The organism is Olleya sp. AS48 (assembly GCF_038900355.1).
Lineage (GTDB): Bacteria > Bacteroidota > Bacteroidia > Flavobacteriales > Flavobacteriaceae > Olleya.
In genome coordinates this window covers 215,839-238,307 of sequence record NZ_JBBMRD010000003.1, presented here as the reverse complement: position 1 = coordinate 238,307, position 22,469 = coordinate 215,839, and the positions used below count along the sequence as shown (strand labels likewise).

Genomic DNA, 22,469 nt, shown 5'->3' with positions numbered 1-22,469 from the left:
CTTTATAATTGTTTATTAATTAATCTTTTTATGCTTCTTTCGTGTTTCTCACTTTAGTATGATACTGAACATTAGGTTTAGTACCAACACTTTCTAATAAGTGATACATACGATCGTCTTTTAAAAGTTTTGCAACTTTACTTTCCTTATCGTTAATATCTCCAAATATCATTGCTCCACTACTACATGCAGCTGAACAAGCTGTTTGGAATTCTCCGTCTTTAATCTCACGTCCATCGCGCTTAGCGTCAAGAATAGTCTTTTGTGTTTTTTGAATACACATAGAACATTTTTCCATTACACCACGAGAACGAACAGTAACATCAGGATTAATTACCATACGACCTAAGTCATTATTCATGTGGTAATCAAACTCGTCATTTCCGTTATATAAGAACCAGTTAAAACGTCTTACTTTATACGGACAGTTGTTTGCACAATATCTTGTACCCACACATCTGTTGTATGCCATATGGTTTTGACCTTGTCTACCGTGTGCTGTAGCAGCAACAGGACATACAGTCTCACATGGAGCATGATTACAATGTTGACACATTACTGGTTGGAATGCTACTTGTGGATTATCTGCAGGATCTTCTAATTCTCCAAAACCTCCTAAAGAACCATTATCTCCAAATAAACCAGAGAAACCTTCTTTTTTAGCATCATCTTCAGCAAATGTATCTTCTGATGAGTAATATCTATCAATACGTAACCAATGCATATCACGACTACGTCTAATTTCTTCTTTACCAACTACTGGTACGTTGTTTTCAGCATGACATGCAATAACACATGCTCCACAACCTGTACAAGCATTTAAGTCAATTGATAGATTAAAATGATGTCCAATTGAACGGTCAAATTCATCCCATAAATCAACCTCAGGAGATGTAACCGGAGTTTCTTGGTGATTTAAAGATACCATAGGAACTTCATTCCAATAGTGCTTATCTTTAGTATTAAAAATCTCTAATGTCGTTTCTTTTATGATATCACCACGACCCATCAATGTGTTTTGTAACTGTACACATGCAAATTCATGCATTCCAGTTGCAGGCTCAATAGATACGCTTTGTACTGTGTTAAAATCTTTATAAAGTGTAAAAGCATTTACACCTGTTTTCATTTCATCTTTAAGACCAGCAGATCTACCATATCCAAATGCTAAACCAACAGATCCTTTTGCTTGACCTGGTTGAATGATTACTGGAACATTAGATAAAGTAGTATTACCTAACTTAAGGTTAACGTAGCTACCATTTAAAGCTCCTGTAGAATCATTTTCATTGATAATATTCCAAGCTTGAGCATCAGATTTAGAAACCGTTAAATAGTTATCCCATGATGTTCTAGTAATTGGATCAGGAAACTCTTGTAACCAAGGGTTGTTGGCCTGTTGACCATCACCCATTCCAACTTTAGAATATAATGTTAATTCTGTACCGCTAGTTTTTACACTTGAAGCTAATGCTCTTGCTGCATCGCTAGCAGGTAATTCATCCTGAGCAATCTCTTCAGTTACTTCTTCAACAACTGGCATTGAACTAACAAATGACCCATCATGTAAAGCTTGGTTATAAGAACTACCATTAAGAATAGTCTCTTTCCAAGTTGCTTTAATATAATCATTTAATGAACTAGTATTGTCGTTCCATTTTAATAAAACATCTTGAAATTGTCTTGTATCAAATAAAGGTCTGATTGTTGGTTGCATTAACGCAAAGTGACCCTTCTTTAATTCAACATCACCCCAAGACTCTAAATAATGAGGCGTTGCTGCTATATATTGTGCAACTGAAGCAGACTCATCTTCTTTAGAAGTGAAAGCAACAGATAAACTTGTATTTTTAATTCCCTCTGCAAATTCAGAAGCGTTAGCTAAAGTATACATTGGGTTAACACCACTCATAATAATAGCACCAACCTTACCTGCTTTCATGTCAGATATTAAAGTTTGTACTGATTTATTATTTCCTTGTCGTGTTTTTATAGGTGTTTTAGGATCAAAAGACTTACTACCTAGTTTTTTATTAATTTCTAAAGCAACAGTTTGAGCATTCACATCTTGAATACCTGTAACTAATACACCATTGCTACCAGCTTTAATTAACTCAGAAGCTGCTTTTTGAACTGATTCTTTAATCTTAGCAGGTAAAGCGTTAGCATTTACAGATCCACCAACGATTAAACTATGCAATTGTGCCAAAGCAAGTTTTTGCTGAGAAGGTGTTAAAGGTACACGCTTATCTGCATTAGCACCAGAAAGAGACATATTAGCCTCAAACTGAATATGACGAGACATTTTACCATCTAGTGGTATACGTCCTTTAGCATAAGCAGAGTCAAAACCTCCACCTTGCCAATCACCTAGAAAATCTGCTCCTACTGAAACAATAGTCATTGCTTTAGAGAAGTCATAATTAGCTAAACCACGCTCACCATACATTGCTTGATAAGCATCTAAAGCTGCTGACTCTGAAATAGCATCATAAACGACATGATTTACGTTACCATATTTTTCAGTAAATTCTGCAACTAATTTTGAGGTTGAAGGACTGGCATACGTTTGAGTTAACAAAACAATTTGCTTTCCAGAATTCTTTATATTATTTAATGCTGTTGTCGTTTCAGATTCGAAATCTGACCAAGAAATAGAGGTACCACCTTTTTTTGGTCCTTGCACTCTAGTACTATCATATAAGTCTAAAACCGAAGCATTAACTCTAGCATTGGCACTACCATTAGTAGCAGCTAAAGTATTGTTTTCAATCTTAATTGGACGACCTTCTCGAGTCTTAACTAAAACACTTGCAAAATCAAAACCATTAGCAATAGTTGTTGCGTAATAATTAGCAACACCAGGAACAATTCTGTCTGGCTGTACTACATACGGTATCGACTTAACTACTGGTCCTTCACAGGCTGCTAAAGAAGCAGCTGCTGTACTAAAACCAACATACTTTAAGAAATCACGACGTGTTGTTGAAGAAGCCTCTAATGTATCCTTATCACCTAAGAACTCATCAGTAGGAATTTCTTGAACAAATTCGTTTTGTTTTAGCGTCTCAACAATAGAGCTATCTTTTAGCTCCTCAACACTTTTCCAGTATTTCTTGTTTGATGACATATTATATAATTGAATTTATTTCTTTATTAATTATTTTAAGGTTTTCCATTTTAAAGGAAAATAAAAATCTTGTTTTTAGTAATGACACTTACCACATTCTAAACCTCCCATTTGAGCTGCAGTAAAATTATCCTTACCATACTTTTTGTAAAGTTGCTCATGGATTTTAGTGTAATATGCATTGTCTTTAACTTTCACGTCTGTTTCTCTGTGACAGTTAATACACCATCCCATTGTTAAAGGTGCATGTTGATACATAATTTCCATTTCTTCAACAGGTCCATGACATGTTTGACACTCAACACCTCCAACAACTACGTGTTGTGAGTGATTAAAATAAGCGAAGTCTGGTAATTTATGAATTTGGATCCATTTTACTGGAGCTGTTTTTCCTGTGTACTTTTGTTCTGCATCATCCCAACCAACTGCATTATAAAGTTTTTTGATTTCAGCATTGTAATCCACTCCATATTCTGACAATCCTTCAGCTTGCGTTTCGGCAGCAACTTCATAAATAGATTTATGACAATTCATACAAACATTTAATGAAGGTATACCTGAATGCTTACTAACTCTAGCAGAAGAGTGACAGTATTTACAATCAATACCATTTTCACCTGCGTGAATTCTATGTGAATAATGTATAGGCTGAATTGGCTCATATCCTTGATTAACTCCAACTTGCATAAAGAAACCGTAAACAAAATAAGCACTAGCTAACAATAATACGACTACTGAAACTAAAACTAAAAATTGATTTTGAACAAATGCTTTCCAAATCGGTGTACGCTTTGTCGTCTCAGACAAATCAACACCTTTTGCCTCAGCAAAATTACGAAGTGTCTTGTTAACTAAAAACAAAGCACCAGCTAACAATGCGAATAAAACACCTAATGCTCCTAAAATTATTTTATTAGAAATACCTCCTTCAGAAGTCGCATTAGACGATCCAGAAACAGTAGGGTCACCTGCAGCCACAGGAGCAGCAGTTGGCTCTGTAGCAGTATACGCTAAGATATTATCAATATCAGCATTAGTAAGAGTAGGAAACGCACTCATTGCAGCACCATTGTACTCATTATAAATCTTGTTTGCATACGCATCTCCAGATTTAATAAGTCCTGCGCTATTTTTTATCCATTTGTACAACCATTCTCTATCTAAACCTTCAGTTTCAGCTAAACGAGATTCCACTTTACGTAAAGCAGGACCAGTCATTTTTTTGTCTAGCTTATGACAAGCTATACAATTGGCGTTAAATAAAGATTTACCTGCAACTGCGTCGCCTTCTTGAGCGAACATTGAGGTTGAGAATACTAGTAAAAAAATTAAGCTTAAACGAAGATAGTTACTACTTAACTTACGGTGAATCACCTGTTTCATATTATATATTGAATTTACTTCTAAACTTTGGTATGATTTTTTCATTGCTGCATATTGAATACAGTTAGAAAAACGTTACGCAAAAGTAATACTTAAAGTCGATTTTTAAAATCTTAAAGAAGTCTTAATTGCTAATTTAGATAAATTCTAAATAATAAATTGAGTTACTTTTTAGTTTAATACATTTACATTTGCAATAAATACTATTAAAAATGAAAAAAACACAATTTAAAGCCATTTGCTTAACTTCCTTAATTACAATATGTTTTTCAGCATTTAGTATGGCACAAAGCGGAACAGTAGTCCTTAATGAAGATCCTGCTATCTCTAAATTATTAGATATAAAAAAGGAAATGAATAAAGATGATAAAAATAGTGATCGCTATAAAATACAGATATATTCAGGAAATTTAGGTAGTGCAGAAAGCATTAGATCTAAGTTTGAAAATAGCAATGGAAACATAAGTTCTCAACTTGTTTTTGAGACTCCTAACTATAAAGTATGGGTAGGTAGTTTTAGAACACGTCTAGAAGCAGAAAGAGCTTTAGTAGATGTACAGAAGAAATTTAGTGATGCCTTTATATTTAAACCAAAAAAAGAAAAGGACTAAAATTAGTTAGTTTTAAAACATAAAAAAAGCGATTCAAATGAATCGCTTTTTTTTATAACTAAACTTAAATTTATTTAAGTTTTTTCTTAACTTCTACTTCATGGAAAGCTTCAATAACATCTCCAATGTTAATGTCATTGTAGTTCTTAATTTGCATACCACAATCGTATCCTTTAGAGACTTCTTTGGCATCATCTTTAAATCGCTTAAGCGAGTCTAAAACACCTGTGTAAGTTACAACTCCATCGCGTATTAAACGTATTTGAGAGTTTCTAAATATTTTACCATTCATTACCATACAACCTGCAATAGTACCAACTTTAGAAACTTTAAATATTTCTCTAATTTCAGCAGTACCTGTAATCTCTTCTTTAACCTCTGGAGATAACATACCTTCCATTGCGTCTTTAAGATCATTTATGGCGTCATAAATAATAGAATATGTTCTAATATCAACTTCTTCTCTATCTGCAATCGTACGTGCATTTCCAACAGGACGCACATTAAATCCAATAATAATGGCATCTGAAGCTGTTGCAAGTAATACATCACTTTCAGTAATAGCACCAACACCTTTATGCAGAATATTTACTTGAATTTCTTCTGTAGACAGCTTCTGGAACGAGTCAGTTAATGCTTCAACAGAACCATCCACATCTCCTTTAAGGATAATATTAAGCTCTTTAAACGTACCTAAAGCAATACGACGTCCAATTTCGGCTAGCGTTAATGTTTTAGTTGTTCTTACATCTTGTTCACGTTGTAATTGTGTACGCTTAGTTGCAATTTGCTTAGCTTCACGCTCATCTGCAAATACGTTAAACTTATCACCTGCTTGAGGTGCTCCGTCTAAACCTAATACAGATACTGGTGTTGATGGTCCAGCTTCCTGTACATCATGACCACGCTCATCTTGCATCGCTTTAACTTTACCACTATTTTTACCTGCAAGTACATAATCACCTACACGCAAAGTACCAGCTTGAACTAATACTGTAGATACATAACCTCTACCTTTATCTAAAAAGGCCTCAACTACGGTTCCTACTGCTGGTTTATTTGGATTAGCTTTAAGCTCTAATAATTCTGCCTCAAGTAATACCTTTTCTAATAATTCTTTAACACCTGTACCTACTTTTGCAGAGATATCATGAGACTGGATTTTTCCACCCCAATCTTCTACAAGTAAATTCATTTGTGCTAAACCTTCTTTAATTTTTTCTGGATTAGCGTGTGGCTTATCAATCTTGTTTATGGCAAACACAATTGGTACACCTGCTGCTTGTGCATGAGATATTGCTTCTTTTGTTTGAGGCATAATATCATCATCCGCTGCTGCTACAATAATAGCAATATCTGTAACTTGAGCACCACGAGCACGCATCGCTGTAAAGGCTTCGTGACCTGGTGTATCTAAGAATGCTATTTTTTGACCATTATCTAATTGTACACCGTAAGCACCAATATGCTGCGTAATACCTCCAGACTCTCCTGCAATTACATTTTCTTTACGAATATAATCTAACAGAGACGTTTTACCATGATCTACGTGTCCCATAACGGTTACGATTGGTGCACGTGGTTCTAAATCTTCTGGCTTATCTGCAACGTCTTCTATTGAAACATCAATATCAGCAGTAACAAATTCTGTTTTATATCCAAACTCTTCTGCAACGATCGCAATAGTTTCAGCATCTAAACGCTGATTCATTGTTACCATCATCCCTAAAGACATACACGCTGAGATAATTTGTGTTACTTGAACATCCATCATCGTAGCTATTTCGTTTGCTGTAACAAACTCTGTAACTTTAAGTATTTTGCTTTCTGCAGCTTCTATTTGTTGATCAATTTCTGATTGCTCTCTATGTTGATCTCTTTTCTCTCTTCTATACTTAGCACCTTTACCTTTAGAAGATTTACCTTGTAATTTTTCTAAAGTTTCACGTACTTGTCTTTGTACTTCTTCCTCACTTGGTTCTGCCTTTACAACAGGACCTCCTGATTTACGACCACCTGGTTTTTTACCTTTGTATCTGTCGTTACCACCTCTTGAAGGTGATGAAGACGTTCTATTATCTCCTGGTTTAGATATACGACGACGCTTCTTTTTATTTGCGTTATCATCTTTTTTAGGATCTTCTTTTTTCTTTTTAGGCTTGTTAAACTGAGATAAATCAATTTTCTCTCCTGCAATTTTAGGACCAGAAAGTTTAGTATACTTAGTTTTTAAAGTCTCTTCAACAGGCTCTTGAGGTTTCTCTTCTTCCTGTGGCTTAGCGACTTCCTTTTTAGGCGTAATAGCAGGCTTAGCTACTACTTTAGAATCCGGTTTAGATTCTGTCTTAGCTTCAACTTTAGTTTCTACCTTAGGCGTTTCTTTAGCTTCTGGAGTTTTCTCAACTTTAACAGGCTCTTTTTTAGGCTCAGGAACTACTTCTTCCTTTTTAGCTACTTTTTTACCCGAATCTAAATCTATTTTGCCAACAGTTTTAGGTCCAGAAAGTGCCTTAGAAGCTTTGATAACTTCTTCCTCTTTTTTGAGCTGAGCAGCTTTAGCTGCCTTAACAGCTTCTTCTGCTTTTTGCTTTTCTTCTAACTCCTTTTCGCGTTTGATACGCAGCTCTTCTTTTTCTTTATTCTTTGCTTCGTTAACTTCTTGAGACGCCATTTTTTTGCTAGCATCTTTTTGAAATTCATTTGAAAGAATACTGTACGTTTCCTCTGAAATTTTGGTAGTCGGACGCTTCTCAACCTCTACACCCTTAGAATCTAAAAATTCTACAGCGCGATCAAGAGAGATGTTAAGCTCACGTAATACCTTATTTAATCTAATTGTTTCAGCCATAAATTGCCTTTAACCTAATTTCTTTTTTTCAAATATATGTTAATCTTCGAACTCTTCCTTAAGAATTCTAATAACATCTAAAATTGTTTCTTCTTCTAAGTCAGTTCTTTTGACTAGATCTGCCACATCTTGCTCTAAAATACTTTTTGCTGTATCTAGACCTGCTTTACTAAATTCTTTGATAATCCAATCCTCTATTTCATCAGAGAATTCTCTTAACTCTACATCTTCCTCAGCTCCTTCTCTTAACACGTCAATTTCGTAACCTGTTAATTGACCAGCTAATCTAATGTTATGTCCACCTCTACCAATTGCTTTACTTACTTCTTCTGGCTTTAAGATTGCTTCTGCACGTTTGTTTTCTTCATCAATCTTGATTGAAGTTACTCTTGCAGGACTTAAAGCTCTGGTAATATACAATTGTAAATTGTTAGTGTAATTGATTACATCAATATTTTCATTACCTAATTCACGAACAATACCATGTATACGTGATCCTTTCATTCCGACACATGCTCCAACAGGATCAATTCTATCGTCGTAAGAGTCAACCGCTACTTTAGCTTTTTCTCCAGGAATACGAACTACATTTTTAATTGTAATTAAACCATCAAATACTTCTGGTATTTCTGATTCAAAAAGTTTTTCTAAGAACTTTGGTGATGTTCTAGACATTATAATTGTTGGCTTATTACCTTTAAGCTCAACACTATCAATAACACCTTTTACATTATCTCCTTTTCTAAAAAAGTCAGAAGGGATTTGCTTATCTTTTGGTAATATGATTTCGTTTCCTTCATCATCTAACAAAATTACAGCTCTGTGACGAATATGATGTACTTCTGCTGTATATAAATCTCCAACTAATTCTTGGAACTGCTTAAATACGTTAGTATTATCGTGTTCATGAATTTTAGAAATTAAATTTTGACGCAATGCTAAAATTGCACGACGACCTAAATCTATTAATTTAACCTCTTCAGACACATCCTCTCCAACTTCAAAATCTGGCTCGATTTTTCTTGCTGCTGTTAACGAGATTTCTTGATTAGGTTCTTCAACTTCACCATCTGCAACAACAACACGATTTCTCCAAATCTCTAAATCTCCTTTATCTGGGTTTATAATAATATCAAAATTATCGTCATCTCCAAATTTTTTCTTCAATGCATTTCTAAATACATCTTCCAAAATAGCCATTAAGGTGACACGATCTATTAATTTATCGTCTTTGAATTCTGAAAAAGATTCAATTAACGCTATATTTTCCATAACTCTATTTGAATTAAAATTTTATTATAACTTTTGCTTCTACAATATCTTTGTAAGCAATATTTTCTTTTTTGTTTACTGTAACCTTACCCTTACCTACTGGTTTTGGCTCTCTAGCCTTCCATTCTAAAGTAATTTCATCCTCATTGGCTTCGGTTAAAACACCTTCAATATTTCCAGTACTTGTCTTAACACCTAAAGTTCTTCCAACATGTTTTGGATATTGTCTTGGTAATGCTAAAGGAGCAGCTGCACCAGACGACATAACCTCCAATGCAAAGTCATGTTCTTCTCTATCAATATTATGCTCGATAGCGCGACTAACAAACATGCAATCTTCAACTTTAACACCTTGATCTCCATCAATAATAATATTAATAGCATTCTCTCCATTAACACTAAAATCTATTAAAAATAAATCTTTGCGCTCTGTTAAGGCTTCCTCTAGTAAACTTTTGACTGTATTTATAAACATTTTTAAGTATAAAAAGAGGGGACTTTTAGTCCCCTCAATTTCAGTTTTTCTCTTGCAACGCTGCAAAGATACATAATTTTATTGATTTTCATAACTTTTTAAAAGTCATTTTTTATTACTAACTTTATAATATGTTCTTTATTAACCATCTAAATCAACATTATGAAAAAACTATTAGTCCCAACTGACTTCTCCAATGAAGCAGAAAATGCAGTTAAAGTTGCTGCTCAATTAGCAAAAAAACATAATTGCGAATTAATATTATTACATATGCTAGAGCTTCCTTTAAACCAATTAAGCACTAATGGTGGTACTCCTGCTGATCTGCCTGAGGCTGTTTTTTTTATGAAATTAGCACATAAAGAATTTGAAAAAATACTTGATAAAGACTATATAAAAGGCATAACGGTTCATGAAGCAGTAGATTTTAATGAAATTTCTAAGGGTATTCTTGAAACCTGTAAAAATCATGATGTCGATTTAATTGTCATGGGATCTCATGGTGCAGAAGGACTTAAAGAACTTTTTATTGGATCTACCACAGAAAAAGTTGTTAGAACCTCCAACACACCTGTTCTGGTTATTAAAAACGAACATGACAATTTTGATATAAAAGAATTTGTGTTTGCTTCAGATTTTAAAAATGACAACAAAGAAACTTATGTACAAGCGGTAAAACTAGCTAACCTTTTTGAGGCTAAAATCCACTTACTTAATGTTAATACACCAAGTAACTTTACCACAACAGCAGCCTCCAAAGTTAGAATGAGAGATTTTATAGCCAATTCAACTTTTGATAATTACACGATAAACATATATAACGACGAAACAATTGAAAAAGGTATATTAAATTTTTCTAGAATAATAGATGCCGATTTAATAGGAATTAGCACACATGGACGACAAGGTATTGCTCACTTTTTAAACGGTAGCATCAGCGAAGATTTAGTCAATCATGCAAAACGACCAGTCATTACTTTTAAGATATAAACAAAAAGGTATTAAATAAAAAAGCTTCCTAAAAAAGGAAGCTTTTTTTTGTTGGCCCACTAGGTTTCGAACCTAGACTCTTTGGTACCAAAAACCAACGTGTTACCAGTTACACCATAGGCCAATCTCGTAATGAGGATGCAAATTTAATACAATTATTTATTCACGCAAACATTTTTTAAAAAAAATTTAAATTAAAACTTAACGTTAACTTAAAAACCGTGTCTGTTTGATAATAATTACTAAATTCGCAACACATAATAAACCTATAATTTATGATGACTTTTAACTTTAAAAAATGGAACTTAATACTGAGTTGGTTCGCTTTTTTAATTGCTCTTATCACTTACACGCTTACTGTGGAACCTACCGTAAGTTATTGGGATGCTGGAGAATATATCTTAACCTCTTCAAAATTACAGGTTGGACATCCACCAGGAGCACCACTATTTCAAATGTTTGGAGCGGTGTTTTCAGTGTTTGCTTTAGACCCTTCACAAATTGGTTATTTAATGAATATGATGAGCGCTGTTTCTAGTGCTTTTGCTATTTTATTTATGTTCTGGACAATTATTTTATTGTTAGAAAAAATAATTGGACAACCAGAAAAACTTGAAAAAGGACAACAATTTGCCATTTTGGGTAGTGCTTTTGTAGGAAGTTTAGCTTTTGCCTTCACGGATTCATTTTGGTTTAACGCTGTAGAAACCGAAGTTTATGCTATGGCTACTTTAATAATGACTGTCATGTTTTACTTAGGTTTACGCTGGGAAAAAGACATGCATAAACCTAGAGGTAATCGCTGGCTAATACTAATAGCCTTTGTTGTAGGTCTTTCTTTTGGAATTCACTTTATGGGATTATTAACCATTCCTGCGATTGGCTTAATCTATTATTTCAAAAACTATAAAACAATAACAATTAAAAATTTTATAATAGCCAATATTGTATCGGTTGCTGTATTGTTATTTGTATTTAAATTAATGTTTCCAAATGTATTAAGATACTTTAGTGCGTTAGAATTGTTTTTTGTTAATCAAATAGGATTGCCTTTTAATTCTGGCTCAATAATAGCAGGAATATTGCTTATTGCAGCATTTTACTACGGACTAAAATATACACGAGCTAAAAAATTATATCATATAAATACAGGTATCATATGCTTACTATTTGTATTAATAGGCTCTTCAACATGGTTAATGTTACCTATTAGAGCAAATGCAAATGTTGTTATTAATGAAAACAACCCTTCTAGTGCCAGAGAACTTTTGGCTTATTATAATCTAGAACAGTATCCAGAAACACATTTATTTTACGGACCATTATTTACTGACCAATACACTGGTTTAGATGAAAACGAACCGTATGTAGATGATAAACCTAAATACGAAAAAGACGAAACAGCAGGTAAATACATTATTGTTAACGATTATAAACGTGCTAAACAAAACTTTAACTCTAAACAAGCTGCTATTTTACCAAGAATGTGGAGTGGAGAAAATGCTGAAAACTACATGCTGTTTACTGGCTTTTTGGAATTTAGTCTTAAACCAGAATACCAAGGGGAAGATCGATTAGTACAATCTATGATTGACTTTAAAAGTGATGTTGCTAAAGGTGCAATTGATTATGAAGATTATCATAACTTTTTAAAACAATTTGGACAATTTATCAATATTGAAAAACCATCATTAGCTAGCAATATCTCTTACCTATTTGAATACCAACTAGGTTATATGTATTGGAGATATTTTATGTGGAATTTTACTGGTAGACAAGATGACTTACAAGGTCGCTATGACCAACATGGTAATTGGATTAGTGGTATTAAATTTATTGATGAGTGGCATTTAGGACAATCTCAAGACAATCTACCAAGTGATGTTGCCGATAATAAAGGTCGCAATACGTATTTTTTCTTCCCATTAATTTTAGGATTAATAGGCTTATTTTTCTTATTCAATAAAGACAAAAAATTATTTTGGGTTACCTTGGTATTTTTCTTATTTACAGGATTAGCAATACAAGTATATACCAACGTTAGACCTTTTGAGCCGAGAGAACGTGATTACTCAGTCGTAGGATCGTTTTATGTATTTGCAATATGGATCGGACTTGGTGTCTATGCTATTTTTGATTTATTAAAAAAATACGTATCAAACAAAGTATTAGCTCCAACTATTACTTTAGCGTGCTTACTGTTAGTCCCTGTTATAATGGCGTCTCAAAACTGGGATGACCATGATAGATCAGGTAAGTATACAGCTTTAGCTATGGCTAAAAAATACTTAGATTCTTGTGGAGAAAATGGTATATTATTCTCCATTGGTGACAATGATACATTTGCCTTATGGTATGCCCAAGAGATTGAAAACTATCGTACAGATGTACGTGTAGTAAACACTAGTTTATTCCAAACGGACTGGTATATAGATCAAATGAAGCGTAAAGCTTATAAGAGTGATCCTATTCCTTCTAGCTTAACACACGATAAATATAAGCATGGAACAAGAGAATATTTAATGAAACGTTTACGATCTAAAGACACTTTAGACATTGCTACATTTATGAATTTTATAACTAGTGATGATCCAAAGACAAAACTTAAATATGCTTTACAACAAGAAGGAGAAGATTACACACAATATCCTCAGCAATTTTTAAATGCTAACTATTTTCCTGTCGAAAATATCAGAGTACCAGTAGACAAACAATCTGTTTTGGCTAATGGTATTGTAAAAGCAAAAGATAGCGACTTAATAGAAGACTATGTTGACATAACAATAACTGACAATGCCATAACAAAAAACCGTCTATTAATGCTTGATATTGTTGCTAGCAACAATTGGGAACGACCTATATACTTTACAGGTGGAGCTTTTGGAAACGATGACTACATTTGGATGAAAGATTACTTACAACTTGATGGTATGGTGTATAAACTAGTCCCTATAAAAACACCTGTAGCTAGAGCAAATCCATTTGATATGGGACGCTTGGATACAGAGTTTATGTATAATAAGGTTGTTAATTGGGATTGGGGAAATAGTGGAAGTGATCAAATTTACCATGATCCAGAAACTAGAAGAAACTCAATTACATACAGAGGAAACTTAGCAAGATTAATTGAAAATTTAATTAATGAAAATCAATTAGATAAAGCTGAAGAAATAGCAGACATAGCTATGAAAAATATGCCTGTTAATAAGTATGGTCATTACACCTTATTAGAGCCTTATATTAGTGCCTACTATGAAGTTGACAATCAAGATAAAGCCAGACAACTATTTACAGAAGTTGCTACCAAATATCAAGAAAATTTAAAATACTACAGCACCTTAACTAGAAATAATCAAGATAACAACTTTACTGAAATACTTACAGATATTGAGCGATACAAAGCTTTAGTAGATGTTTTAGTTGAATATGACAGAGAATTTGCCAAAGAAGAATCTATGACTTTTACTAACTATCTAGAATTGTTTAAACAATATTATGATAGCGAGCCTGAGCCAGAAACTAATCCTGCACCAACAGACAAAGATTTTTTACAGCAATTAGATACTGTTTTAAAAAGCGAATAGATGCCTGTTTTTCCAGCAAAAACACCAAAATTAATACAACGCCTTTTTCCTAAATACATTTGGAAAAAGGCGTCTTTGTCTAAGACTATTTATTTAACTTTTGATGATGGTCCTACACCTAAAATCACACAATGGACTTTAGATCTTCTAAAAAAATACAATGCAAAAGCAACATTTTTTTGCATTGGAGATAATATAAAAAAGTATCCAAATATTTTTAAATCTGTTCTAAATGACGGTCACACAATAGGCAATCATACCTTTAACCATCTTAAAGGGTGGCATACAGATACTAATAGTTATGTAGAAAATGCTGAAAAAGCGCAACTGTTAATCGATCCAGACAACAAGCATCTGTTTAGACCTCCTTTTGGGAAAATCAAACGTAAACAAGCCAATCAATTAATTAAAAGAGGTTATAAAATAGTAATGTGGAGCGTTATATCTTATGACTGGGAAGTCAAAGTTACACCAGAACAATGCTTACAAAATGTTATAAAAAATAGTACTTCGGGAAGTATTATCGTATTTCATGATAGCATAAAAGCATCAAAAAACATGCAATACGCACTACCTAAAGTTTTAGAGTATTTTAGTAAAAAAGGCTATCAGTTTAAAGCGCTTTAAACAAATTGCTGTACAATACTTATCAAAGTATTAGCATCTTGTTCGCCACTTTGACGCCATTTCATTTCTCCATTTTTATAGATAATTAAAGTTGGCAATCCTTTGACACGTAAAGCTTCGGATAGTTCTTGATTTTTGTCAACATCTATCTTTATTACTTTTGCCTTATCACCTAGTGCTGCAGCTACATCGCGTAAAACTGCGTGCATGGCTTTTGATGGCTCATTCCATTCTGTAAAAAAGTCTAACAGTACAGGAATTTCGACATCTATTAATTCTCCAAATTTTGACATTTGATTTTCAGTTTAGTTCAAACTAGTCACTAAAATATAACATTTAGTTGTAATTAAGCAATTTGCGTCCCTTTTTTAAGTTCTATGACTGTTATTTCTGGCCAAATTCCTACACGTCCAGGATAAGCTAAATAACCAAAACCTCTATTAACGTTAATGTATTGGCCTTTTTCTTTATAGATTCCTGCCCAATGTTTATAACGCCATTTAACAGGACTCCATTTAATCCAACCGGGAATTTCTATTCCAAACTGCATGCCATGTGTATGCCCACTTAACGTTAAGTGATAGTGATTACTATGGTCTATTACCTGTTCTGCCCAATGTGAAGGATCATGAGATAGCAATACCTTAAAATCATCTGAGGCAATATTATTTGACGCTTTATCCAAGTCTCCAGCTTTTTTAAAACCACCTATTCCCCAATTCTCTACACCTACTAATGCTATTTTTTGTCCATCTTTTTCAATGTAACGACTTTCATTTAATAATAAATCAAAACCAATCTCTTTCTGGATAGATTTTAATTCATTTAAATTATCATGTTTATCTTGCTCTGTTGCCCAATCTACGTAATCACCATAATCATGATTCCCTAATACAGAAAACACACCATCTTTTGCTGTAAGCTTAGAAAAGGTGTCTTTCCAATCATACATTTCGGATGCTTTATTATTAACCAAATCTCCTGTAAACAATATAACGTCTCCTTGTTGCTTGTTTACTAAATCGACAGCGTAATTAATTTTTTCTTTATTATCAAAACTTCCAGAATGGATATCACTAATATGTGTCATTTTATAGCCATCAAACGCGTCTGGTAAATCTTCAAAATGTAATGTGTATTTTAAAACTTTATAATTGTATCGTCCTTGATACATACCATAAAGCAACGAGGCAAATGGTATTGCTGCCAAACCTAATCCAATTTGACTTATAAATTTACGTCTAGAGGGTAGATAAAAGGATTCTTTAGTAATAAAATATTTATCATATAGGCTTATAAATGATCTAATAATGTCCTCTCCTATTAATATTGGAACAAGCACTAAATTAAAAGCCATAAAGGATAACAAAAAACCAATAGCATAACCTCTACCTCCTGATATCACTCTACCTTCAGATGGTGATGCAAATTGATACACCATATTTAAGGCAACAACAAGTGCTATTGCAAAAAACAAATAATGTACCCAACTTGATTTAAATACTGTCTTAATAGCCTGAAAACCATAAACAGTTAATAATATATATAAAAGTGAAATAATAATTAGACGTGTCATAACTTAGTTTAGACTACAAATTTAACTAATATGACAATCAATTATCTTAGCAATTTGTTAAACGTTTTGATTTTTAATTCTTTATGCCATGTCCTTTTTATTGTTATAAGGTGATTTATTATTTTATATTTTCTGTTTTAATTAAAATTAATGAAGCCTTTAAATCTGTTTATATATTAAGTACAAGTACTGGTCATAGAATTTTTTGAAGTTTCATTTTTAATTATATTAGAGGCTTATAAAAGCTATTCTTTCTAATGAAACTAAAATTAACCGCGTTTTTAATCCTATGTTTAATCATTTCTAGTTGTAATGACAAAACCGAAAACAAAAAACCAACAACTACAGAAAAACCATTAATAGCCTATGTTAATCCTTTTATTGGAACTGGAGGTCATGGTCACACGTATCCAGGAGCAACTATGCCTTTTGGAATGATGCAACTTAGTCCAGACACACGACTAGAAGGTTGGGATGGTTGTTCTGGATACCACTATAGTGATAGTTATATCTATGGTTTTTCGCACACACATTTAAGCGGAACTGGTGTTTCGGATTATGGTGATATTTTAATCATGCCAACCAATAAGGTTAATTTTAACAATGGTGCAGATGGTAAACCTGGTTATCGTGCTTATTTTTCTCATGATAATGAAATCGCTCAACCTGGTTACTACAAAGTCCATTTAGATAGCACCAATATTAATGTAGAATTAACGGTTTCTAAACGTAGTGGAATTCATAAATATCAATTTCCTTCAGCTGAAAATCAAGTTGCAATTGTAGATTTATTGCATCGTGATAAGGTTATAGATGCTAAATTTACAAAGGTTTCGGATACGCAAATTGAAGGCTATCGTTTTTCGGAAGCTTGGGCAAAAGATCAGCGTCTGTATTTTGTTATTAAAACATCACATACTTTTTCAGATGTACTCCAATCTCCACCTCAACAAGGTCAAAAAGGTGCTCAAAAAACAGCGTTAAAATTCAATAACCCAAACAACCAACCTGTTTATTTAAAAATAGGTATTAGTGCTGTAGATATTGAAGGTGCCAGAAAAAATCTTAAAGAAGAAATAGGAGAACATACTTTTGAAGAGGTAAAAAATACAGCTCAAGATATTTGGGAAAAACAATTAAAAAAAATTGTAATTCAAGATAATGATGTTGATAACAAAACCAACTTTTACACCTCAATGTATCACGTTGCTTTAGCACCTAATTTGTATCAAGATGTCGATGGTCGTTATCGTGGTATGGACATGAAAATTCACACCACTAAAGATTTTGATTATTACACAGTTTTCTCACTTTGGGACACCTATCGTGCAGCACACCCTCTATACACCATCACAGATCAAGACAAAACCACCGATTTTATAAACACCTTTATTGCTAAATATAACGAAGGTGGTATTATGCCAATTTGGGACTTAAGTGCCAATTACACAGGTTGCATGATTGGTTATCACGCAGTACCAGTTATAGCAGATGCCTACTTAAAAGGCATAAAAAATTATGATGTCGACAAAGCTTTTGAGGCCATGAAACATAGTGCAACAAGAGATAAATTAGGCCTAAAAAGCTATAAGCAATTCGGTTATATTCCTGTGGAAGAAGAAAGCGAATCGGTTTCTAAAACCTTGGAATATGCTTATGACGATTGGACTATTGCTCAAATGGCAAAAAGTTTAGGCAAGTTAGACGATTATAAAACGTATTCGGAAAGAGCACAATATTATAAAAACAGTTTTGATCCCGAAACGCAGTTTATGAGAGGTCGATACAGAAACACCTGGTTTGCACCTTTTGATCCTTACGAAGTCAATTTTAATTACACTGAGGCTAACGCTTGGCAATACAGTTTTTACGTACCACAAGACGTCTCTGGTTTTACGACACTTTTAGGCGGAAAAGACAAACTAGACGCTAATTTAGACAAACTATTTGTTGCAAAAGACCAAACCTCTGGACGACATCAAGTGGATATTACAGGCTTAGTTGGGCAATATGCACATGGCAACGAGCCTAGTCACCACATGGCTTATCTTTATAATTTTGTAAATAAACCACACAAGACTCAAGAAAAAGTCTATCAAATTTTAACAGAATTATACAAAAATAATCCTGACGGAATCTCTGGTAACGAAGATTGTGGTCAAATGAGTGCTTGGTACATTTTTAGTAGCCTAGGTTTTTACCCTGTAACACCTGGTAGTAATGACTATATTATCGGGACACCTCTTTTTGAAAAAGCAACCATTAATTTAGAAAACGGTAAACAATTTACAATTTCGACCGACAATTTAAGTTCTAAAAATATTTATATCGCTTCCGCAGAATTAAATGGCAGTCCGCTAAATCAGTCTTTTATCAATCATTCAGATATTATCAATGGTGGCACACTTCATTTTAAAATGACAGATCAACCCTCTACTTGGGCTACAAAAGATAACCAAGTACCAAAAACCGAAATTACAGAACACCTCATCACTCCTGCTCCATTTATTGCAAAAGGTGATATAGCCTTTAAAGGCGAAACTGAAGTTGTTTTGAATAATGTAGACAAACAAGTTGCAACTTATTACAGTCTAGACAATCAAAGTTTTAAACCATACCAACAACCCTTTACTATCTCTAAAGCTACACTGTTGCAAGTTTACTCAGAAAAAAACGGAATTAAAAGTGCCACTATCCAAACCCAATTCTATAAAATAGATCCAAATATTTCAATTAAACTAGAAACCGAATATGCAAATCAATATAATGGTGGCGGAAACAACGCGTTAATTGATGGTATTTACGGAACACAAGATTTTAGAACCGGAACTTGGCAAGGTTATCAAGACAAAGACTTAATAGCAACTGTTGATTTAGGTAGCGTGAAGCAAGTAAATCTGGTAACATTAAATTTTTTACAAGAACAACGATCATGGATATTTTATCCAACCCAAGTGAGCTGTTTTGGCTCGACAGATGGAATTAATTTTAACCCAATTGATACCACTAAATCTGTTAATAGCACACAACCATCTGAGGACACAGAAATCAAAAAGGTGTTTTTTAAACAAGTATCAATACCATATCGCTACATAAAAATCATAGCAAAAAAACTAGGCAAACTTCCAGAATGGCATTTAGGTTACAAGCATGATGGTAGAAGTTGGCTTTTTGTGGACGAAATCACTATCAAATAACTTTAATAACTATATTTAGGACAAATTAAAAACCAAACAATGGAAAACCAAAATAACAAATCTGCTTTAACAACCTTAGTTACTGTCTTCTTTTTTTGGGGATTTATAGCTGCTTCAAACAGTGTATTTATCCCTTTTTGTAAAACCTATTTTGATATCGATCAGTTTCAATCGCAATTAGTAGATTTTGCTTTTTATGGTGCGTATTACATTGGTGCCTTACTATTGTTTATAATATCTAGCACAATTAAAAAAGACATCTTAAATGCTTGGGGTTATAAAAACGGAATTATCTATGGATTACTCCTTTCTGCAATTGGCGCTTTTGTTATGTATCCTGCAACAGCTGGAGCAGAACAAGGACAAACTAGTATTTTTTATTTTGTATTAATAGCACTTTTTATTGTTGGACTTGGTTTTTCATTACAACAAACCACTGCTAACCCATTTGCTATTGCATTAGGAGACCCTAAAACTGGCTCACACAGATTAAATCTTGCAGGCGGAATCAACTCCTTTGGGACTACCATTGGACCAATTGTAGTTGCATTTATCATTTTTGGTTCTACACCTTTATCTGGTGATGAGTTGGCTGCTATGATTAAAAATAACGAGATTACACTTAACACTGTACAAATGCTATATTTAGGAGTTGGTGTCCTATTTTTATTAGCAGCAGCATTATTTTATTTCTCAAAAAAATTACCAGCTTTAAAATCTGAGACTGCTTTTGAGCCAGCTAATAAAGCCAAAAACTTATTAATTGTGTTAACCATAATAATCATTGGCTGTTTTGGTTACATTTTTAGCACTTATACAGGTAACGAAGTCGCTTCAGAAGGTTTAGAAAATAAACGTTTAGTCTTTTTAATTATCGCACTAGCAGCTGTTGTTGGCTGTTTAGTATTTGCTTATTCTAGTTCTTCTAAAAAACCAGAAGGTTGGGGAGCAATGAAATATCCTCAATTAGTTTTAGGGATGCTTGCTATTTTTACGTACGTTGGTGTAGAGGTTACAGTTGGTAGTAATTTAGGTGAGCTACTAAAAAAAGCTGTAGACGGAACAAACCTAAACGAATTAGGCTTACCAATCCTAAACGATGCTCAAATCGCACCATATATTTCACTGTATTGGGGAGGATTAATGGTTGGTCGTTGGGTTGGAGCCATTACAGTTTTTAACCCTAGTAAAGGCTTAAAAAAATGGCTATTAATAATTGTGCCTTACGTTGCTTTTGGAGTCATATTATTGGTCAATTTTGGAAAATATTCGCCTAATCAAATCTTATTTTTCGCCATATGCGTTGCAGTACAAATTGGAGGTTTCTTTTATGCTAAAGACAATCCAGTTACAACATTAAAAACATTTAGTTTATTGGGTGTTTTAGCTATGGTAATCGGACTATTAACTTCTGGTAACGTCGCATTATTTGCTTTTTTATCTGGTGGTTTGTTCTGCTCAATTATGTGGCCTTGTATATTTACTTTAAGTATTGCAGGTTTAGGTAAATACACGTCTCAAGGATCTGCATTTTTAATAATGATGATTTTAGGTGGAGCTATTATTCCGCCTTTACAAGGTAAATTAGCAGATGTTTTTGGTATACAAACGTCATACATTATGGCTGTATTATGCTTTGGCTATTTATTATTTTATACTTTCAGGACTAAATCTATTTTAGATAAACAAGGTGTAACGTATTAATTACATAATATGGATAGAAGAAAATTTTTAAAAAACGCATCATTAACCAGTATTGGTCTTGCAGCAGGAAGTTCTGCTCTTGCTTGTGCTAAAATTGATAAAAATTCATCTGATGTAACTCAACAAAAAGAAGACACTACTAGTATTATAGATAACACTAATTTTCCTATATCCATTTGTACTTGGGGTTTTGTAGATGCCAATGCAAAAGCGGGTCAAACGTTGGAAAAAGGTGTAAAAGCTTTAGATGCTGCAATTGCTGGTGTCGCTATTGAGGAAGAAAACCTAACCAATACAACCGTTGGTAATGGTGGTGCACCAGACAGAGATGGTCAAGTAACGCTAGACGCTTGCGTTATGGACAGTTCTGGAGATTGTGGTGCTGTTGTTTGTGTTCAAAATATTACTAATGTTGCGCTTCTTGCTAAAAAAGTAATGACAGAAACACCTCACGTTATCTTAGCTGCAAAAGGTGCCGAAGATTTTGCCTACACACAAGGCTTTAAAAAAGAAAACCTACTTACAGAAGCCTCAAAAAAAGCATGGGAAGACTGGAAAAAAACTTCAGAATACAAGCCTATTATTAACATAGAAAATCATGATACCATTGGCATGTTATGCATAGATAAAGATGGTGACATTGCAGGAGCTTGTACAACCTCTGGATTATCTTATAAAATGAAAGGACGCGTTGGCGACTCGCCAATCATAGGCTCTGGATTATATGTTGACAATCAAGTTGGTGGTGCAGCTGCTACTGGTTTAGGTGAAGAAATTTTAAAAACCGTAGGAAGCTTTTTAATTGTAGAGCTGATGCGCAACGGAATGCATCCACAACAAGCTTGTGAAGAAGCCATAAACCGTATCGTCAATAAAAGCAAAAACCACAAGGATTTTCAGGCAGCCTACATTGCGATTAACAAAGCTGGTCAAACGGGATCTTACTGCATTCATCCTGGATTTGCGTACATGAAATATCAGCATGGTAAAAACGAAAGAATCTTATCTAAAGCATTCTTAAAAGCTTAATCAATAATTTACTATTTTAAGCACAGAAGTTGTCAAATTTTAA

At 33.5% G+C, this 22,469-nt stretch carries 14 protein-coding genes and 1 tRNA gene; 7 read left to right on the top strand and 8 right to left on the bottom strand.

Annotation, left to right across the window (positions count from 1 at the left end; all coding sequences use genetic code 11):
* Positions 1–28 precede the first annotated feature (28 nt).
* Positions 29–3,130, bottom strand: a complete 3,102-nt coding sequence (locus WNY60_RS06090; RefSeq protein ID WP_342861837.1) for a TAT-variant-translocated molybdopterin oxidoreductase — start codon at positions 3,128–3,130, stop codon at positions 29–31.
* Between the two features lie 75 nt (positions 3,131–3,205).
* Positions 3,206–4,513, bottom strand: coding sequence for a c-type cytochrome (locus WNY60_RS06085; RefSeq protein ID WP_342861853.1), 1,308 nt, complete (start codon positions 4,511–4,513; stop codon positions 3,206–3,208).
* 212 nt (positions 4,514–4,725) lie between these two features.
* Between WNY60_RS06085 and WNY60_RS06080 the strand changes: the two genes are divergently transcribed.
* Positions 4,726–5,124, top strand: coding sequence for an SPOR domain-containing protein (locus tag WNY60_RS06080; RefSeq protein WP_342861836.1), 399 nt, complete (start codon positions 4,726–4,728; stop codon positions 5,122–5,124).
* Between the two features lie 70 nt (positions 5,125–5,194).
* Here the strand turns inward: WNY60_RS06080 and infB are convergent, their stop codons facing one another.
* From infB to rimP, 3 genes are read right to left on the bottom strand one after another with little or no spacing between them, the layout of a single operon-like run.
* Positions 5,195–7,972 carry a translation initiation factor IF-2 gene (infB, locus tag WNY60_RS06075; protein WP_145003671.1) on the bottom strand — a complete coding sequence of 926 codons (2,778 nt, stop codon included), beginning with the start codon at positions 7,970–7,972 and terminating at the stop codon, positions 5,195–5,197.
* A gap of 39 nt (positions 7,973–8,011) precedes the next feature.
* The gene (gene nusA / locus WNY60_RS06070) at positions 8,012–9,244 is read right to left on the bottom strand and encodes a transcription termination factor NusA (protein ID WP_145003674.1); all 1,233 of its coding nucleotides are present in this window, start codon (positions 9,242–9,244) and stop codon (positions 8,012–8,014) included.
* A 13-nt stretch (positions 9,245–9,257) separates the two neighbouring features.
* Complete coding sequence (gene rimP / locus WNY60_RS06065; protein WP_342861835.1) at positions 9,258–9,719, bottom strand: ribosome assembly cofactor RimP; 462 nt, start codon at positions 9,717–9,719, stop codon at positions 9,258–9,260.
* A 162-nt stretch (positions 9,720–9,881) separates the two neighbouring features.
* On the opposite strand from rimP, the gene WNY60_RS06060 reads away from it, so the two are divergent.
* The gene (locus tag WNY60_RS06060) at positions 9,882–10,709 is read left to right on the top strand and encodes a universal stress protein (RefSeq protein WP_342861834.1); all 828 of its coding nucleotides are present in this window, start codon (positions 9,882–9,884) and stop codon (positions 10,707–10,709) included.
* A gap of 51 nt (positions 10,710–10,760) precedes the next feature.
* Here the strand turns inward: WNY60_RS06060 and WNY60_RS06055 are convergent.
* Positions 10,761–10,833: transfer RNA gene (locus WNY60_RS06055), tRNA-Gln, on the bottom strand.
* Between the two features lie 151 nt (positions 10,834–10,984).
* Between WNY60_RS06055 and WNY60_RS06050 the strand changes: the two genes are divergently transcribed.
* Both WNY60_RS06050 and WNY60_RS06045 read left to right on the top strand, forming a co-directional pair.
* Entirely contained in the window at positions 10,985–14,293 is a 3,309-nt protein-coding gene (locus WNY60_RS06050; RefSeq protein ID WP_145003683.1) for a DUF2723 domain-containing protein, read from the top strand.
* A complete protein-coding gene (locus tag WNY60_RS06045; protein ID WP_342861833.1) occupies positions 14,294–14,920 on the top strand; it encodes a polysaccharide deacetylase family protein in 627 nt (208 codons plus the stop codon). It begins immediately after the preceding gene.
* Here the strand turns inward: WNY60_RS06045 and WNY60_RS06040 are convergent.
* Both WNY60_RS06040 and WNY60_RS06035 read right to left on the bottom strand, forming a co-directional pair.
* The gene (locus WNY60_RS06040; RefSeq protein WP_145003689.1) at positions 14,917–15,213 is read right to left on the bottom strand and encodes a thioredoxin family protein; all 297 of its coding nucleotides are present in this window, start codon (positions 15,211–15,213) and stop codon (positions 14,917–14,919) included. The genes WNY60_RS06045 and WNY60_RS06040 overlap by 4 nt on opposite strands.
* Before the next feature lie 53 nt (positions 15,214–15,266).
* Positions 15,267–16,496, bottom strand: a complete 1,230-nt coding sequence (locus WNY60_RS06035) for a metallophosphoesterase (protein WP_145003692.1) — start codon at positions 16,494–16,496, stop codon at positions 15,267–15,269.
* 257 nt (positions 16,497–16,753) lie between these two features.
* On the opposite strand from WNY60_RS06035, the gene WNY60_RS06030 reads away from it, so the two are divergent.
* From WNY60_RS06030 to WNY60_RS06020, 3 genes are read left to right on the top strand one after another with little or no spacing between them, the layout of a single operon-like run.
* Positions 16,754–19,693, top strand: coding sequence for a GH92 family glycosyl hydrolase (locus WNY60_RS06030; RefSeq protein ID WP_342861832.1), 2,940 nt, complete (start codon positions 16,754–16,756; stop codon positions 19,691–19,693).
* A 39-nt stretch (positions 19,694–19,732) separates the two neighbouring features.
* A complete protein-coding gene (locus tag WNY60_RS06025) occupies positions 19,733–21,397 on the top strand; it encodes an MFS transporter (protein WP_342861831.1) in 1,665 nt (554 codons plus the stop codon).
* A gap of 9 nt (positions 21,398–21,406) precedes the next feature.
* Positions 21,407–22,426 (top strand): N(4)-(beta-N-acetylglucosaminyl)-L-asparaginase, encoded by a 1,020-nt coding sequence (locus WNY60_RS06020; RefSeq protein ID WP_342861830.1) that lies wholly within the window; start codon positions 21,407–21,409, stop codon positions 22,424–22,426.
* Positions 22,427–22,469: the final 43 nt, after the last annotated feature.

Coding starts and splice junctions, on each gene's coding strand:
- WNY60_RS06060 (WP_342861834.1), top strand. CDS start 9,882: ATGAAAAAACTATTAGTCCCAACTGACTTCTCCAATGAAGCAGAAAAT.
- WNY60_RS06080 (WP_342861836.1), top strand. CDS start 4,726: ATGAAAAAAACACAATTTAAAGCCATTTGCTTAACTTCCTTAATTACA.
- WNY60_RS06030 (WP_342861832.1), top strand. CDS start 16,754: ATGAAACTAAAATTAACCGCGTTTTTAATCCTATGTTTAATCATTTCT.
- rimP (WP_342861835.1), bottom strand. CDS start 9,719: ATGTTTATAAATACAGTCAAAAGTTTACTAGAGGAAGCCTTAACAGAG.
- WNY60_RS06020 (WP_342861830.1), top strand. CDS start 21,407: ATGGATAGAAGAAAATTTTTAAAAAACGCATCATTAACCAGTATTGGT.
- WNY60_RS06090 (WP_342861837.1), bottom strand. CDS start 3,130: ATGTCATCAAACAAGAAATACTGGAAAAGTGTTGAGGAGCTAAAAGAT.
- WNY60_RS06040 (WP_145003689.1), bottom strand. CDS start 15,213: ATGTCAAAATTTGGAGAATTAATAGATGTCGAAATTCCTGTACTGTTA.
- WNY60_RS06085 (WP_342861853.1), bottom strand. CDS start 4,513: ATGAAACAGGTGATTCACCGTAAGTTAAGTAGTAACTATCTTCGTTTA.
- WNY60_RS06045 (WP_342861833.1), top strand. CDS start 14,294: ATGCCTGTTTTTCCAGCAAAAACACCAAAATTAATACAACGCCTTTTT.
- WNY60_RS06050 (WP_145003683.1), top strand. CDS start 10,985: ATGATGACTTTTAACTTTAAAAAATGGAACTTAATACTGAGTTGGTTC.
- WNY60_RS06025 (WP_342861831.1), top strand. CDS start 19,733: ATGGAAAACCAAAATAACAAATCTGCTTTAACAACCTTAGTTACTGTC.
- infB (WP_145003671.1), bottom strand. CDS start 7,972: ATGGCTGAAACAATTAGATTAAATAAGGTATTACGTGAGCTTAACATC.
- nusA (WP_145003674.1), bottom strand. CDS start 9,244: ATGGAAAATATAGCGTTAATTGAATCTTTTTCAGAATTCAAAGACGAT.
- WNY60_RS06035 (WP_145003692.1), bottom strand. CDS start 16,496: ATGACACGTCTAATTATTATTTCACTTTTATATATATTATTAACTGTT.